The organism is Novosphingobium gossypii, from assembly GCF_050433305.1.
GTDB lineage: Bacteria > Pseudomonadota > Alphaproteobacteria > Sphingomonadales > Sphingomonadaceae > Novosphingobium > Novosphingobium gossypii.
Window position 1 is genome coordinate 413056 of record NZ_JBNPXM010000001.1, and the last position, 16145, is coordinate 429200.

At 65.7% G+C, this 16145-nt stretch carries 12 protein-coding genes and 1 tRNA gene; 4 read left to right on the forward strand and 9 right to left on the reverse strand.

Translation table 11 applies throughout. The annotated features are described in order from the left end of the window. Positions 1 to 22: 22 nt before the first annotated feature. Genes cysD through GGR40_RS02255 form a run of 3 tightly spaced genes read left to right on the forward strand, consistent with a single transcriptional unit; the run spans position 23 to position 3791 of the window. Positions 23 to 1117 carry a sulfate adenylyltransferase subunit CysD gene (cysD, locus tag GGR40_RS02245; RefSeq protein ID WP_429274569.1) on the forward strand — a complete coding sequence of 365 codons (1095 nt, stop codon included), beginning with the start codon at positions 23 to 25 and terminating at the stop codon, positions 1115 to 1117. Continuing rightward, on the forward strand, positions 1117 to 3039 hold the full coding sequence (gene cysN / locus GGR40_RS02250; protein WP_429274570.1) for a sulfate adenylyltransferase subunit CysN: 1923 nt from the start codon (positions 1117 to 1119) through the stop codon (positions 3037 to 3039). The genes cysD and cysN overlap by 1 nt, the downstream gene beginning before the upstream one ends. Further along, the gene (locus GGR40_RS02255) at positions 3039 to 3791 is read left to right on the forward strand and encodes a 3'(2'),5'-bisphosphate nucleotidase CysQ (protein WP_429274571.1); all 753 of its coding nucleotides are present in this window, start codon (positions 3039 to 3041) and stop codon (positions 3789 to 3791) included. Before cysN ends, GGR40_RS02255 begins: the two co-directional genes overlap by 1 nt. A 4-nt stretch (positions 3792 to 3795) precedes the next feature. Here the strand turns inward: GGR40_RS02255 and GGR40_RS02260 are convergent, their stop codons facing one another. The 9 genes from GGR40_RS02260 to infA form a co-directional block, all read right to left on the reverse strand. Next, positions 3796 to 4299 carry a MarR family winged helix-turn-helix transcriptional regulator gene (locus GGR40_RS02260; RefSeq protein ID WP_429274572.1) on the reverse strand — a complete coding sequence of 168 codons (504 nt, stop codon included), beginning with the start codon at positions 4297 to 4299 and terminating at the stop codon, positions 3796 to 3798. 98 nt (positions 4300 to 4397) lie between these two features. Further along, positions 4398 to 5837 (reverse strand): efflux transporter outer membrane subunit, encoded by a 1440-nt coding sequence (locus GGR40_RS02265; protein WP_429274573.1) that lies wholly within the window; start codon positions 5835 to 5837, stop codon positions 4398 to 4400. Next, entirely contained in the window at positions 5834 to 9064 is a 3231-nt protein-coding gene (locus tag GGR40_RS02270; protein ID WP_429274574.1) for a multidrug efflux RND transporter permease subunit, read from the reverse strand. The genes GGR40_RS02265 and GGR40_RS02270 overlap by 4 nt, the downstream gene beginning before the upstream one ends. A gap of 7 nt (positions 9065 to 9071) precedes the next feature. Then, positions 9072 to 10298, reverse strand: coding sequence for an efflux RND transporter periplasmic adaptor subunit (locus GGR40_RS02275; protein WP_429274575.1), 1227 nt, complete (start codon positions 10296 to 10298; stop codon positions 9072 to 9074). Positions 10299 to 10481: 183 nt separating this feature from the next. After that, positions 10482 to 10557: transfer RNA gene (locus GGR40_RS02280), tRNA-Phe, on the reverse strand. A 99-nt stretch (positions 10558 to 10656) separates the two neighbouring features. Next, a complete protein-coding gene (locus GGR40_RS02285; RefSeq protein ID WP_429274576.1) occupies positions 10657 to 10860 on the reverse strand; it encodes a DNA gyrase inhibitor YacG in 204 nt (67 codons plus the stop codon). Beyond that, positions 10857 to 11831 carry a ribonuclease gene (locus GGR40_RS02290; protein WP_429274577.1) on the reverse strand — a complete coding sequence of 325 codons (975 nt, stop codon included), beginning with the start codon at positions 11829 to 11831 and terminating at the stop codon, positions 10857 to 10859. Before GGR40_RS02290 ends, GGR40_RS02285 begins: the two co-directional genes overlap by 4 nt. Next, complete coding sequence (locus GGR40_RS02295) at positions 11824 to 12330, reverse strand: Maf family protein (RefSeq protein WP_429275199.1); 507 nt, start codon at positions 12328 to 12330, stop codon at positions 11824 to 11826. Before GGR40_RS02295 ends, GGR40_RS02290 begins: the two co-directional genes overlap by 8 nt. Positions 12331 to 12450: 120 nt before the next feature. Next, positions 12451 to 12702 carry a translation initiation factor IF-1 gene (gene infA, locus GGR40_RS02300; RefSeq protein WP_103729615.1) on the reverse strand — a complete coding sequence of 84 codons (252 nt, stop codon included), beginning with the start codon at positions 12700 to 12702 and terminating at the stop codon, positions 12451 to 12453. A gap of 359 nt (positions 12703 to 13061) precedes the next feature. Here infA and GGR40_RS02305 point away from each other — a divergent pair, with 359 nt between their 5' ends. After that, positions 13062 to 16139, forward strand: coding sequence for a TonB-dependent receptor domain-containing protein (locus tag GGR40_RS02305; RefSeq protein WP_429274578.1), 3078 nt, complete (start codon positions 13062 to 13064; stop codon positions 16137 to 16139). Positions 16140 to 16145 lie beyond the last annotated feature (6 nt).

The window sequence follows — 16145 nt, forward strand, 5'->3', positions numbered from 1 at the left end:
ATCGCGGCTGCCGGACGGCCACATGCGTCAATTCCTGCTATCACGGGCAGCAGAAGTTCTGTCCTGTTTCCAGCGGTCAAAGCCATGGATAGTTCCTGTGCGGAAGGGTATCGGCCTACCGTCCCCGCGACAGACAATTCCGCCGCTCGTTCTCCGATTTCAGCTTACCAGGTTGGCCGGCAAGCCGGCCTTGCGAAGGTCCAAGGAAAGTCCGATGAAGACCCTGACCCATCTCGAACGGCTCGAAGCCGAAAGCATCCACATCATCCGCGAAGTGGTGGCCGAGGCCGAGAAGCCGGTGATGCTCTATTCGGTGGGCAAGGACAGTGCGGTGATGCTGCATCTGGCGCGCAAGGCGTTCTATCCTTCGCCGCCGCCGTTTCCGCTGCTGCATGTCGATACGACGTGGAAATTCAGGGCCATGTACGAGTTGCGCGACAGGATGGCGCGCGACAGCGGCATGGAACTGCTGGTCTACCAGAACCCCGAGGCGAAGGAGAAGGGCATCAACCCCTTCGACCACGGCGCGCTTCATACCGATATGTGGAAGACGGAAGGGCTCAAGCAGGCACTTGACAAATACGGCTTCGACGCGGCGTTCGGGGGCGCCCGCCGCGACGAGGAGAAGAGCCGGGCGAAAGAGCGCATCTTCTCGTTTCGCACGTCCAGCCACGGATGGGATCCCAAGAACCAGCGCCCCGAATTGTGGAACCTCTACAATGCCCGCAAGGCGAAGGGGGAATCGATCCGCGTCTTCCCGATCTCCAACTGGACCGAGTTGGACATCTGGCAGTACATCCACCTCAACGACATCCCCATCGTCCCCCTCTACTTCGCCGACAGGCGCCCTACGGTGGAGCGCGACGGCATGCTGCTGATGGTGGACGACGATCGTTTTCCGCTGCGCGAAGGCGAAGTTCCGGTGGAGCGCTCCATCCGGTTCCGCACGCTGGGCTGCTATCCGCTGACCGGCGCGGTGGAGAGCGAGGCGAAGACGCTGCCGGAAGTGATCCAGGAAACCCTGCTCACCACCACCAGCGAACGCCAGGGCCGCGCCATCGACAGGGACGCGGGCGGTGCCGGCATGGAAGTGAAGAAGCAGCAGGGGTATTTCTGATGGCCGATATCGACACCAAAGCCCCGGTCTATGTCACCGACAGCCTCATCGCAGAGGACATCGACGCCTATCTCGTCAGCCACGAACACAAGACGATGCTGCGCTTCATCACCTGCGGCAGCGTCGACGATGGCAAATCCACGCTGATCGGGCGGCTGCTTTACGATTCCAAGATGATCTTCGAGGATCAGCTGGACGCGCTGCAGTCCGATTCCCGCAAGGTCGGTACGCAGGGGCAGGAGATCGACTTCGCACTGCTGGTGGACGGTCTGGCCGCCGAACGGGAGCAGGGCATCACCATCGACGTGGCCTATCGCTTCTTCAACACCGAGAAGCGCAAGTTCATTGTCGCCGACTGCCCGGGCCACGAACAGTACACCCGCAACATGGTGACGGGCGCATCCACCGCCGACCTTGCGGTGATCCTGATCGATGCGCGCAAGGGCGTGCTGGTGCAGACGCGCCGACATTCGTACCTGTGCCACCTGATCGGCATCCGCAACGTGGTGCTGGCGGTGAACAAGATGGACCTTGTCGATTACGACCAGCAGGTCTTCGACGCCATCGTCGCCGATTATACCGAGTTTGCGAAGTCGATCGGGATCGACAGCTTCACCGCACTGCCGATCTCGGGCTTCAGGGGCGACAACATAACCACGCTATCGGCCCGTACCCCGTGGTACAATGGGCCGACGCTGATCGAGCACCTCGAAACGGTCGAGGTGCTGTCCTCGGTCGATGCGGAAAAGCCGTTGCGTCTGCCGGTGCAGTGGGTGAACCGCCCCAATCTGGATTTCCGCGGCTTCTCCGGCCTGATCGCCACCGGCTCGGTGAAGCCGGGCGAGCGGATTCGCGTCCTGCCTTCGGGCAAGACCAGCACGATCACCCGCGTCGTCACTTATGATGGCGACGTGGATGAGGCGGTTGCCGGGCAGTCGGTCACCGTCTGCTTCGCCGACGAGATCGACTGTTCGCGCGGCTCGGTGATCTCGGTCGCGGACGAACCGCCGCAGACCGCCGACCAGTTCGAGACGACCATCGTATGGATGGCCGACGAAGCGATGGTGCCCGGCCGCGCCTACTGGCTGAAGCTGGGCACGCAGACGGTTTCCGCCACCGTCGCTGCCCCGAAATATACCGTCAACGTCAACACGATGGAACATCTGGCGGCCAAGACGCTGGACCTCAACGCGATCGGCGTGGCGGAACTGACGACAGACAAGCAGATCGTCTTCGAGCCTTACGCCGAAAATCGCACGCTCGGCGGGTTCATCCTGATCGACAAGATGACCAACGCCACCGTCGCTGCGGGGATGTTGCACTTCAGCCTGCGCCGTTCGCAGAACGTGCACTGGCAGGCGGTGGACATCGACCGGGCGCAGCACGCCGCGCTCAAGAACCAGAAGCCTGCCGTCCTGTGGTTCACCGGGCTGTCCGGCTCGGGCAAGTCCACGATCGCCAACATGGTCGAGAAGAAGCTGCACCGGATGAACCGGCACACGTTCCTCCTCGATGGCGACAACGTGCGCCACGGCCTCAACAAGGATCTCGGCTTCACCGAGGCGGACCGGATCGAGAATATCCGCCGCGTGGGCGAAGTGTCCAAGCTGATGACGGACGCCGGCCTGATCGTCATCACCGCCTTTATCTCGCCGTTCGAGGCGGATCGCGAAATGGTGCGCGCGATGATGCCTGAGGGCGAGTTCATCGAGGTGTTCATCGACACCCCGCTGCGCATCGCCGAGGCGCGCGATGTCAAGGGCCTCTACAAGAAGGCGCGTTCCGGCGAACTGAAGAACTTCACCGGGATCGACAGCCCTTATGAAGCACCGCGCAATCCGGAGATCCGCATCGACACCACGCTGGTGTCCCCGGAGGAAGCCGCCGAACTGATCGTCAACACGCTGCTGGGCGACGCCTGATGACCGACGGCGCGCTTCTGCCGGACGACGGCGAACTGGCCGCGCGCCTTGCCGGGGCTGCAGGACGTATCCTGCTGGAGGTGCGCGGTTCCGGGCTGTTTTCCGGCCCGGCGCTTGGCAAGGCAGGCGACCAGACCGCCAACCAGTTCCTTTGCCACGCCTTGCGGGCGCAACGTGCCGGGGACGGCCTTCTCTCCGAAGAGGAGAAGGACAGCGCCGAGCGTCTGACCAAGGAACGCGTCTGGATCGTCGATCCGGTGGACGGCACCCGCGAATATGGCGAGGAGCGGCAGGACTGGGCCGTGCATGTCGCGCTGGCGGTGAACGGCGAGCCGGTGCTGGGTGCCGTGGCGCTTCCCGATGCGGGGCTGGTGCTGCGCTCGGACCGACCCGGCACGATCCCGCCTGCGCCCGAGGTGCTGCGCATGGTCGTCAGCCGCAGCCGGCCCGCGCCCGAAGCCACCGCCGTCGCCGCCCGGATCGGCGCGCAATTGGTGCCGATGGGGTCGGCGGGCGCAAAGGCGATGGCGGTGCTGCTTGGCCAGGCCGACATCTACCTGCATTCGGGCGGGCAGTACGAATGGGACAGCTGCGCCCCCGCCGCCGTGGCGCTGGGCTGGGGCCTGCATGTGTCGCGCATCGACGGCTCGCCGCTGATTTACAACCGGCGAGACGTCTACATGCCCGACCTGCTGATCTGCCGAAAGGAACATGCCGCCATGGTGCTGCGCGAAGTCGCGGCGCTGGCGTGAATATCTAGCCTTCGCCCCGGGCGGTGACGTTGTCGTGCATGCGCGCCATGAAGCCCAGCAGCGCATCGATTTCCGCCTTGGAAAAGCCCGCCAGCATCGTGCTTTCGCTGTCGACAGCGATGGTCCCCAGCCGGTCCAGCAGCGGGCGGGCCTGTTCGGTGAGGTAGACCGCGCGAGTGCGGCGATCGCCGTTGCGTTCCCGCCTTTCCAGCAGCCCTTCGGTGCACAGGCGCTCAATCAGGCGACCCACAGCGGCTTCGGAGGTTTCGAGGTGTTCCGCCAGGGTGCGCTGGCTAGCGCCGGGATGGCGCGCAACCACCGCGATCATCGCCCATTGCGCGCGCGTAACGCCCAGCGACGCGACACTGCGATCGAAGATGGTGCGCTGCAGCCGCGACACCGTCGCCAGCAGCAGGCTGACCTGTCGAGTGGGTGTCTCGTGGCCTACGTCCAGCGTGTTACCGATTTGCGCGGTTCTGGTCGTTGGCTCCCCTGTCGTGGTCGTCACCAAATGGCCCCCTGCCGGTTTTTTTGTAGCCGTGCAGATTGCGCCTGCCGCCTGCGCGGTCAAGCCTGCCGATCATTCAGGAAAACCACGGGAGCCGCTCAGTTCCCGGTGGCCGCAGGCGTACTTCCCGAGGCCCCGGCGGGGGCGGTAGCCTGATCGCCACCGAGCACGCGATAGAGGGTAATCCGGTTGTTCGCCTGCGCCAGTCGTACGGCGATCTCCGACTGCCGCGCCGAATAGAGGCTGCGCTGCGCATCGAGATTGTCGAGCGAACTGGAGATGCCCCGCCGGTACGATGCATCCGTCAGCGTTGCGGTGTCCTGCGCGGCACTGGTGAACGCGCTGGCGGCCCGCAGGCGTTCGGCCAGCGTGCCTTGATCGGCCAGCGCATCGGCGGTTTCGCGGAACGCGGTCTGGATGGCTTTTTCGTAAGTCGCCAGCGCCGCGTCGCGCTGGGCCTTGGTGACTTCCACGTTGGCGACGCGCCCGCCTGCGTTGAACACCGACCAGCTGCCGTTGGCGCCAAGCGTCGTCGTGCGCGATGCGCCCTCGAACAGGCTCGAAAGCGACTGGCTGGCAAAGCCGATCAATGCGCTGAGCGAGATCGTGGGGAACAGCTGGGCGCGGGCCACGCCGATGTCGGCATTGGCGGCGCGCAGCTGGTATTCGGCCTGCACCACGTCCGGGCGGCGCAGCAGCACTTGCGTCGTCGTGCCGGCAGGCGCCTCGCCCAGTTGCGCGTTCACCTCGTCTATGCCCGCAGGGAGCAGGGCGGTATCGAAGTCAGTACCTACCAGCAGGCGGATGGCGTTGACGTCCTGCGCCAGCGCAGCCGTCTGAGAAGCGACATCGCCGTTGGCGGTTTCCAGCACCTGCTGCGCCTGACGCAATTCGGTGCGCGCCGCCACGCCGCCGCGCAGGCGGGCGGTGGAAAGGCGCACGCTGTCCTGCGCATTGGCGGCAGTCGCCTTGGCCAGCTTTAGGAGGTCCGTGTCGGCGGCATAAGTCGCCCACGCCGCTGCCAGATCGCCGACAAGGCCAAGTCGCACGGTGCGGGCCGCGGCCTCTGTGGCGAGGGCGGTGTCACGTTCTGCCCGGGTGGCATTGGCAAGCCTGCCGAACAGGTCCAGCTCAAAGCTGGAGATGCCGCCCTGCAGCGAATAGTTCATGCCGTTGCGACCGAAGCCGCCGCCGGTTTCGCTGTCGGTGGCAGAGCCGGTGATGCCCACGGCCGGGAACTGGTTCGCGCGCGTCACGCGCACCTGTGCCCGGGCAGCGACGACGTTGGCCGCAGCAACCCGGATGTCGCGGTTGTTGGCAAGCGCCTGTTCGACCAGCGACTGCAGCCGCAGATCGCGGAAAACGTCGGTGTAGGACACCAGCGGCAGCGTCGCTTCGTTCTGCGCCAGATAGGCGTCGCCTACCGGCCATGACGCAGGTGCGGGCATGGCGGGTTGGACGTATTTAGGCGCCAGTGAACAGGCGCCCAACGCCAGCGCGGGCAACACGCCAAGGACAAGCCGGGATGCGCGGTTCATGCCGGATCTCCTGAATGCCCGGTTGCATGATCGCCCGTGTGCTCACGGTGCTCGTGCAGCTTCTCCTTGGCCAGGGCAAGACCGTCGCGAACGCCGCGGCGCACCAGCACGAAGAACAGCGGGATGTAGAAGATCGCCAGAAGCGTGGCCGTCAACATGCCGCCGACTACCGCCGTGCCGATGGCGACGCGGCTGTTGGCACCGGCGCCGGTCGCCATCGCCAGCGGCAGCACGCCGAAGATGAAGGCGAAGCTGGTCATCAGGATCGGGCGCAGGCGCAGCTTTGCCGCTTCCAGCGCAGCGTCGATGACGCGCTTGCCCTGACGCTCGGACTGCTCGGCGAATTCGATCATCAGGATCGCGTTCTTGGCGGCAAGGCCCATCGTCGTCAGCAGGCCGATCTGGAGGTAGACGTCGTTCTCAAGCCCGCGCAACGTCACGAACGCAATGGCGCCCAGCAGGCCTAGCGGAATGACGAGGATCACCGCCACCGGGATCGACCAGCTTTCGTACAGCGCGGCAAGGCACAGGAACACCACCAGCAGCGACAGGGCGTAGAGGATAGGCCCCTGACCGGACGACACGCGCTGCTGATAGGAAGAGCCCGCCCAGGCAACGCTGACGCCGGGGATGTCTGAAACAAGGTCCTCCATCACCTGCATTGCGGTGCCCGAACTGACGCCCGATCCCGCATCGCCGGAGAATTCATAGGCGGGAAGACCGTTGAAGCGGCTGGTCGAACTGGGGGCGGTGGACCATCCCACGGTGGAGAAAGCCGAGAATGGCGCCATCTGTCCGCCGCTGCCGCGCACGAACCACTGGGCGAGGTCTTCCGGGCGCGAGCGGAATTGCGCGTCGCCCTGCACAAACACGCGCTTGACGCGGCCCTTGTCGATGAAGTCGTTGACGTAAGTTCCGCCCCACGCCGTAGACAGTGTGGAGTTGACGTTGGCGGGGGTCAGGCCAAGCGCGGTCAACATGCGGGTGTCGGTGTTGATCTTCAGCGTCGAGACATCGGGCAGGTTGCTCAGGCGTACGCCCGAAAGCTGATCGTTCCGGGCTGCGGCGGCCAGCAGCTGGTCGCGCGCGGCCGCGAACTTGTCGGTGGACAGGCCGCTGGCGTTCTGCAGCTCCATGGTGAAGCCGGATGAGGTGCCAAGCCCGCGAACTGCGCCCGGCACCAGCACGAAGACCTGCGCATTGCGAAGATTGCCGAATGCCGCCGTGGCACGCTTGACGATGGCCTGCGCGCTGTTCTCGGCGCCTTCACGCTTCGACCAATCGGTCAGGTTGATGAAGGCCTGGCCGCTGTTTTGGCCCGAAGCGCCCTGACCGCCACCCGTGACGGAGAACATGCCCGCGACGTTGCTCTTTTCATACGTGGTGAAGTATTTTTCCACCGCCCGCTGGACTTCCTCGGTTCGTGCGCGGGGGGTGCCGGCAGGCAGACGCCACTGCACCATGATGTTGCCCTGGTCCTCGTTGGGGAGGAACCCGGTGGGCAGTCGCTGGAACAGCATGAAAGTGCCGATGCACGTGACCGCGAACAGGGCCAGCCAGCGCCACTTGTGAGCAACCACGACCTCCACCTTGCGCACGTAGGCATCGGTGGTGCGTTCGAAGGTGCGATTGAACCAGGTGTGGAACTTCTCCCACCCGCGCGCCAACCAGGGTAGGCGGTGATCGATCCATGTGGGCGGGTGCCCATCCTCGCCATGGGGTTTCTTGGCCTTGAGCAGCGTGGCGGTCAGCGCCGGGCTGAGGATCAGGGCGACGAACACCGAGAGGACCATCGCCGTCACGATGGTCAGAGAGAACTGGCGATAGATCACTCCGGTGGAGCCGCCGAAGAACGCCATCGGCAGGAACACCGCCGATAGCACCAGCGCGATGGCGATCAGCGCGATCTGGATCTCGTCCATCGACTTGATCGTCGCATCGCGCGGGGACATGCCGGGGTTCTCTTCCAGCAGGCGCTCCACGTTCTCGACCACGACGATCGCGTCGTCCACCAGCAGGCCGATGGCCAGCACCAGGCCGAAAAGCGTCATCGTGTTGATGGAGAAATCCATCACGTAAAACACCGCGAACGTGCCCAGCAGAACCACAGGCACGGCGATGGCGGGGATCAGGGTTGCGCGCCAGCTCTGCAGGAACACGAACATCACGATCACGACGAGCACGATCGCTTCGAACAGCGCCTTTTCGACTTCCTCGACCGAGAGCTTGATGAACGTGGTGGAATCGCTGCCGTAGATGAACTTCAGGCCATCCGGCATTTCGGTGGCAAGGTCCTGCATCTTGGCTTTCACGGCTTCTGCCGTGCGCAGCGCGTCGGCGCCGGGAGCCAGCGAGATCGAAATGCCCGCGCCTGGGTGCGCGTTGACGCGGCTGATCGTGGTGTAGCTGTCGGCGCCGATCTCCACGCGCGCGACGTCGCCGATGGTGACGGTGGAGCCATCGGCATTGGTCTTGAGCACGATCTGGCGGAACTGGTCGGCGGTCTGCAGCCGCGATCCGGCGGTGACCACGGCGTTGATCGCCTGGTTTTCCACCGCAGGCATGCCGCCGATCTCGCCGGCGGCGACTTCGGTGTTCTGTGCGGTGATTGCCGAGGTCACGTCGCCGGGCATAAGCGCAACTGCAGCCAGCTTGCGCGGATCGAGCCAGATGCGCATGGCGTGCGGGGCACCGAATACGTTGACGTCACCCACGCCCTCCACGCGGGACAGCGGATCCTGGATGTTCGATGCAAGATAGTCCGAAACGTCCTGGTTCGAACGCTGGTCCGTCTCGTCGTAGACCGCCACCAGCAGCAACTGGTCCGGGTTGGACTTCGTCACGGTCACGCCGCGAGCCTGCACCGTCTGAGGCAGGCGGGGAATGGCGGACTGAACCTTGTTCTGGACCTGCACCTGCGCGATGTCGGGATCCGTGCCCTTGGCGAAGACGGCGTTGATCGTCGCCTGACCTCGATTGCTCGATTCCGAACTGAAATAGAGCAGGCCGTCGATGCCCGTCAGCTGCTGTTCGATGATCTGCGTGACCGAGTTCTCGATCGTCTGGGCCGATGCGCCCTGATAGGTCGCGCGGATGTTCACCTGCGTCGGCGCGATGTCGGGGTACTGCTCGTTGGGCAGGAAGTTGAGCGCCCCCAGTCCGGTGAGCATCACGATGATCGCCAGAACCCAGGCGAAGATCGGGCGGTCGATGAAGATGCGCGACATGAGAGGTTCAGGCGCCCTTGTTCGCGCCGGAGCCTGAGCCTTGGCTCTGGCCCTTGCCCTGCTTTGCGGGTTCGACCTTCTGTGGAGCGGTGCTGATGACCGGCTTGATGGCTGCACCCTGCCGCAGGCCGTTGAGGCCCTGAACGATGACCTTCTCGCCGCGCTTCAGGCCTGAGGTGACCACCGCATATTCCTTGTACGTGCGATCGGCCGAGACCTTGCGGCGTTGCGCCTTGTTGTCCGGTCCCACCAGCATGACGAACGCGGAACCGTCGAAATCGCGCTGGACGGCAACCTGCGGAATGAGGATCGCGTTGGGGTCCGACGCCTGGTCGAACATCGCGGTGACGAACATGCCGGGCAGCAGCAGCCCGTCCGGGTTGGGGAAGCGCGCGCGCAGGGTGACCGTGCCGGTCGTCTGGTCCACCGTGACTTCGGAGAACTGCACGGTGCCTGCCAGCGGATACTTCGCGCCGCCGTCCAGTTGCAGATGTACTTCGGTGCTGCCGGGCGTGACGCCGCCGGCAGCAAGACGCTGGCGCAACGCGGTCAATTCCGCTGCCGACTGCTGCATATCGACATAGATCGGGTCCATCCGCTGGATCACGGCAAGCGGATCGGCCTGCGTGGCGCTGACGAGCGCGCCGACGGTGAACAACTGGCGCCCAATCTTTCCGCTGATCGGCGCAGGCACCGTGGTGAAGCGCAAGTTGATCTTCGCGGTATCCAGCGCCGCCGCGTTCTGGGCGATAGCAGCCTTGGCCGTGCGCGACTGTGCCAGCGCGTCGGTATAGTCCTGCTTGGCGATCGCCTCCATGTCGGCCAGCGGGCGATAGCGCTCCGCCTTGACCGAAGCGGCGTCGGCGGTGGCTCGGGCGCTGGCAAGGTTGGCCTGCGCCTGGTTCACCGCTGCCCGGTAAAGGCTGGGGTCGATCTCGAACAGTGGCTGGCCGGCCTTTACGGTGCCGCCTTCGGTGAAGAAGCGGCGCTTGATGACGCCGGTGACCTGGGGGCGCACTTCCGATGTCTCGAAAGCTACGGTACGCCCGCTCAGCGTGGCGGCCAGCGGTACGCTGCTGGTCTGCGCGACGATGTAGCCGACCTGAGCGTCACGCTGTTCGCGCCCTTTGGACGATTCGCCCGAGCAGGCGGCCAGCGAAGCACCGGCAACGAGCAGGAGCGGCCAGCGCCAACCGGCAGGCCGGGGGAAGTCTTTGGGGGGGAAGGTGGTCAAGTCGCGCGCCTTGTTGGATGTCGCGCCACCTATTCAGCAAAGCGGTGCGCGGGCAAGCGCCCATTTCGCTGGTGCGACAATTTGCGACCAAAGATCAAACTCGCACGACATTCCAGCAAGTTCGAACAGGCACCGCATCCCCGTCAGGGGAGTTTTTCAAGCGAAGCACCATGGAAAGGAAAATGGTGCCCGAGGGCGGATTCGAACCACCGACACTGCGATTTTCAGTCGCATGCTCTACCAACTGAGCTACTCGGGCATCCGTTCGGCGGCGGCCTCCGAAGAGACCGGCGAGCGGTGTGGGCGGGCCTATGGCGAAGCGCGCAGACCTTGGCAACCCCTAAATGACGAAGAAATTTCAATCGCCCTGTGGATTGTTTTTTTCGGCGCCCATCATTCCGTCGGCAAAGTCCTCGGGATCGTGCGGCTGGCCGGGCAGGGCATAGCCGTCATCCAGCCATTGCAGCAGGTCGCGATCGCGGCAGCGCTTGGAGCAGAACGGCGCATGTTCGGCGACGCGCGGCTTGCGACAGATGGGGCATTTGCGGGGGGAAGAGGTCATACCGGCACCGCCTGCGCGAATCCCGCGCTAAGCGCAAGCGTGCGATCCTCGTGCCAGCGGATCGTTCGGCCGGTGCGGCGTGCAAGGGTGGTTAGCCAGCCCTCGCTCGTTGCCGCGCGCACGGCGGGGTGGGCGCTCAGCAGCAGCGCGCCGGGTTCCGCCACGCCTTCCGCGCTGCGCATCAGCAGGCGGGCGGCAGCGGCGGCGGGCGCGGCGCGGACGCGCTGCGGGATCGAGGGGCGTTCCAGCCGGGCGACAAGTTGCACGAGGCCGAAACCGTTCATGGCGGTGCGCTGGTGCGGCCAGTGATCCAGCGCCGCCGCCAGTGCATCGTCCACCGCGCGGCGATCATCCTTACGCTCCAGCGAGGGGAAGTCGATGCCGATCGACCCGGCAAGGTCCAGCCGCCCCACGGCATCGGCGATGGCGGGAACGGCGGCCAGCGCCAGTGCGCCCAGAGGCAGGATGCCGTCGATGTCGATGAGCGTCATCGCAGGCGTCGGCGTGACCACCAGCGAGCCGCCATCGAACGCGATCACCCCATCCAGCGCCTCTGCGAAGATCTCGGGCCAGGGATCGTCGGGAAAGCGGCGCACCGTCCGTACCGGCAGTCCGCCGCCAAGCAAGGTTTCCGCAAGCGCAGGGGCGGCTCGGGGGGCAAGGTCGCTGGGTCTGGTCTGGGCGAGCTTGTAGCGCCCGGTCTCGGCCACTGCGGCGCGGGTAACGATCACCCGCAGCCGAGCACCTTCGCTGGCAGACTTGGGCAGGCCGTCGACGAACGCGTCCTCTCCCGAATCGAAGCGGACGGTTCCGCGAGCGGACCCGGCCCGGCGCGATACCAGTACGGCGTCGGCCACTTCACCGGAGGCAAGGCCGCCGGGCCAGTCCAGTCTGGCGGCAAGGACCTGGCCGTTCCCGACAAGAATCGCGCGCGTTTCGCCGATCCCGTCCTCGACCAGCCATTCAGCCAAGGGGGAACCCGGCACCGCGCAGAAGTGTGCGCGTTTCGAACAGGGGCAGGCCGACAACGCCGGAATGGCTGCCCGATATCCAGGCGATCAACCCTTCGGCGGTGCCTTGTATGGCGTAGCCGCCGGCCTTGCCCTCCCACTCGCCACCGACAACGTAGGCGTCGATCTCTTCTTTCGAGAGCTGCTTGAAGCGGACGACGGTTTCGCTGAGCCGTTCGTGCACGCTGCCGTCCGGCGCGCGCAGGGCGATGGCGGAAAGGACGCGGTGGCGTCGGCCTGAAAGCAGCGCAAGGCATGCGCGCGCGGTCGCCTCGTCCTCCGTCTTGGGCAGCACGCGGCGGCCACAGGCGACTACGGTGTCGCCCGCCAGCACGAATGCATCGGTCAGGGGCAGGGCAAGCGCCTTTTCGCGCGCCATGCGCCGGGCGTATTCGCGCGGCACTTCGCGGGCGTACGGAGTCTCGTCGATGTCGGCGGCTTCGACCGTGAAGTCGCTCATTCCGATGCGGGAGAGCAGTTCTCGGCGGCGCGGACTGGCGGACGCAAGGACGAGTCGGCGGGGATGCGATCCCGCCGACATGTCGCCGCCGCTCATCAGGTCAGCGGCAGTCAAATCGGATCAGGATCCGAACTGGCCGGGGCCGCCACGGCCCGGCATGAAGCGGTAGGTGATGCGACCCTTGGTGAGGTCGTAAGGCGTCAGCTCGACGAGAACCTCGTCGCCGACCAGCACACGGATGCGGTTCTTGCGCATCTTGCCCGCCGTGTGGCCGAGGATCTCGTGGCCGTTCTCCAGCTCTACGCGAAACATCGCGTTGGGGAGAAGTTCGACCACGCGGCCGCGCATTTCGAGGAGTTCTTCTTTCGCCATCGGCGATCAGTTTCCGTTGTTCTGGTGTGTCATCGGCGCGCGACATAACCACGACTCTGCCAAAATGGAAGCCTTGGCGGCATTTTTGCGACGCATGTGGCCGCATTGCCGACGATTACGGACCCGCAAGAGACCGGCAACCACTTCGCGACGACCCGTACAGTAGTCCCGCCAGCCAGTTCATCTGCCCGCAAGACGATTGCGACAAAATGATACCCGCCCGCTGCTTGTGGTTCGATGAGGGCCGGGGCATTAGCGCGACTGGGGAAGGAACACACGACAAACCAATGACATTTGCACCGTGGCGGAGATTGCATTTGCGTTCCTTACCTTTGATCAGCCTTGCGGCATGTCTTGCGATGCCTGCGCCTGCCTGGGCTGCGGATGCTGCCGACACGCCGAGCGCGCCCGTCATCAAGGACGACGGCACCGATTCCGACGATCCGCTGGAAGTTCATGGCGACGAGATCATCGTCACCGCGCCGCGCATCATCGGCTCGATCGACGTGCCCCAGAAGCCGATCGAGGTGTTCGACGAAAACGACATCGCTTCGTATGGCGTGGCCTCCATCGAGGAGCTGCTGGACGCGATCAGCCCGCAGACGGGCAGCGGACGCGGACGTGGCGGTGGGCGGCCGGTGATGCTGCTCAACGGCCAGCGCATATCCAGTTTCCGCGAGATGCGCGGCATTCCGCCCGAAGCGATCCGGCGGGTCGAAGTCCTGCCCGAAGAAGTCGCGCTGCGCTTTGGCTATTCGGCAAATCAGCGCGTCGTGAACATCATCCTGAAGGACCAGTTCGCGGCGGTGACCACCTCAGGTGAATACAACCGCCCGACGCGCGGCGGTTACGACAATTACGAGCTGGAAGGCGGCCTGTTCAGGATCGCCGGGCCGCGCCGCTACAACATCAACGGCAAGCTCGACAACACGAGCATGCTGACCGAGGCCGAGCGCGGCATCACGCAGGACGAATCGCGCATGTCGCAGGTGGCGGGCGATCCCGATCCTGCACGCTACCGCAGCCTGGCGGCGCAGGACCATGAACTGACGCTGGAAGGCACGATGACCCAGGGTCTGGGCGAAAAGGGCCTGGCCGGTGCGGTCACGGTGACGGGGGGCTACACGCGGTCGAACACGGTGTCGCTGTCGGGCCTCGACACGATTCCGCTGGAGTACGACGGGCAGACGCTGCGCCGGACGTTGCCCGATCCCCTGACCAACCGTTCGATCAGCGACACGTTCGAGGGCGGCCTCGGCTACAGCACGATGGTGGGGGAGTGGCAGCTGAGCGCCACTTCCAACGCAACGTATGCCGACACGAGCACGCGCGTGGACATACGCCGTGGCTCCGCGCAGTACGGGGACGTGCAGGCGGCGGTGGCGTCGGGCGCGCTCTCCATCGCTGGCGCCTTGCCGGATGTGCCCGGTGCGGGTGTGGACGTGGCGACGACCCGCCAGCTGACCCTGTCCAACCTTGTCACCGTGTCGGGCAAGCCGTTCCGCGTTCCTGCGGGTGAGGCGAACCTGACGGTGAAGGCGGGCTACGATTACAGCCGGTCCATGAGCGCGGATACGCGCACATCGCTGGGCGACGTCACGCTCAAGCGCGGCGACGTGCTGGGCGGTGTCAATCTGGCGCTGCCGCTGACCAGCAAGGGAGAGGATTTCCTTGGCGCGGTGGGCGACATCACGCTGAACCTCAGCGGCGGGCTGGATCATCTATCTGACTTCGGCACCCTTGCCGACTGGAGCGCGGGCATCACGTGGTCGCCCACGGAGGCGCTGACGCTGCAGGCGAGCTATATCGTCGATCAGGCGGCACCGGGGTTGACCCAGTTGGCTGCGCCGCAGGTCGCGACGTACAACGTCGCCGTCTACGACTTCACCAATTCACGCACGGCGCTGGTCACCACGGTGACCGGCGGCAATCCCGATCTTCGCAAGGAAACCCAGCGCGACTGGAAGATCTCGGCGCAATGGAAGCTGCCGTTCATGCAGCGCTCCAACGTGGTCGTCGAATATTTCCGCAACCGGTCCAGCAACGTCACCCAGTCCTTCCCGCTGCTGACTTCGGCGATCGAGAACGCCTTCCCCGACCGCGTGACGCGTGACGCGGACGGCAACCTGACGCGCATCGACCGGCGGGCGGTGACGTTCGACGAGGTGAAGACATCCTCGATGCGGTGGGGCTTCAACATCTCGGGCAGCCTGGGCGGTTCCTCCTCATCGGGCAGTGCGGGCGGCAGTCCGTCCGAAGGCCGGGAACAGCGGTCGCAGGCCGCTGCGCCGCAGCCTGTCGTCGGACCCAATGGTCCCGTTGCAGATGCGGCGCCGGGTGCGGCAAGGCCCGGCTTCGACCCCGCCCGCTTCACCGCGATCCGCGAGAAACTGTGCGCGCCGGGTGCGGCAGATCCGGATCCGGCCTCCCTGCCGGAAAGGCTGCGTGAGCGGCTTGTCGGAGCGGATGGCAGGATCGACCCCGCAAAGCTGGCCGAATTCAGGCAGCGCGCGTGCTCTGCCGACGGTGCCGGTCCGGGCGCCGACGGTGCGGACGGTCAGCGCGCGGGCAGGGGGCCGATGGACCCGGCCCGCTTCGAACGCATCCGCACAGCCCTGTGCGCTGGCGGCAGCGGCCCGCCGGACGTAGCCAGCCTGTCCGACCGGATGCGCGAACGCATCATGGGCGCCGACGGCAAAGTCGATCCGGCCAAGCTGGCGGAATTGCGCGAACGGTTCTGCAACGCGCCCGCCCCGTCTGCCGGCAGTGCGCCCGGCGATGGCGCGCAGCAGCCGATGTTCCCGCTTGGAGGCAACGGCGGCCCGCCACCGATCGCGTCTGGCGCGGGCGAGCGTGGTGCGGGCGGTACTCGGACTGCATCCGCCGATCGCGGGCCGGGCGGAATGCGCGGTGGACCTCCGGGCGGGGGCTTCGGCCCTCCGGGTGGTCGCAACGGCAGCCGCTGGAACCTCTCCGTGTACCACACCTGGCGCTTCACCGACACGATCCTGATCGCGCCGGGCGTGCCGGTGCTGGATCAGTTGAACGGCGATTCTACGTCTGCGGGCGGCACCCCGCGCCACTCGATCGAGGCCGAAGGCGGTTTGTTCAAGAACGGCTACGGCCTGCGCCTGAAGGGCGAATGGAACGCGCCGGCCCGGGTCGACGGATCGGGCGCGCCCGGCAGCCAGGACTTGCGGTTCGGCAGCACGTTCGATCTTTCGCTGCGCATCTTCGCGGATCTGGGACGCAATGAGGGCCTCGTGGCGAAAATGCCCTTCTTCAAGGGCGCGCGCCTGTCGTTCGTGGCCGACAACCTGCTCGATTCGCGGCAGAAGGTCACCGACCAGAACGGCCTCACCCCTATCGCCTACCAGCGCGCCTATCGTGCGCCGCAGGGCCGGGTGTTGGGGATCGACTTCCGCAAGATGTTCTGAGCCGAT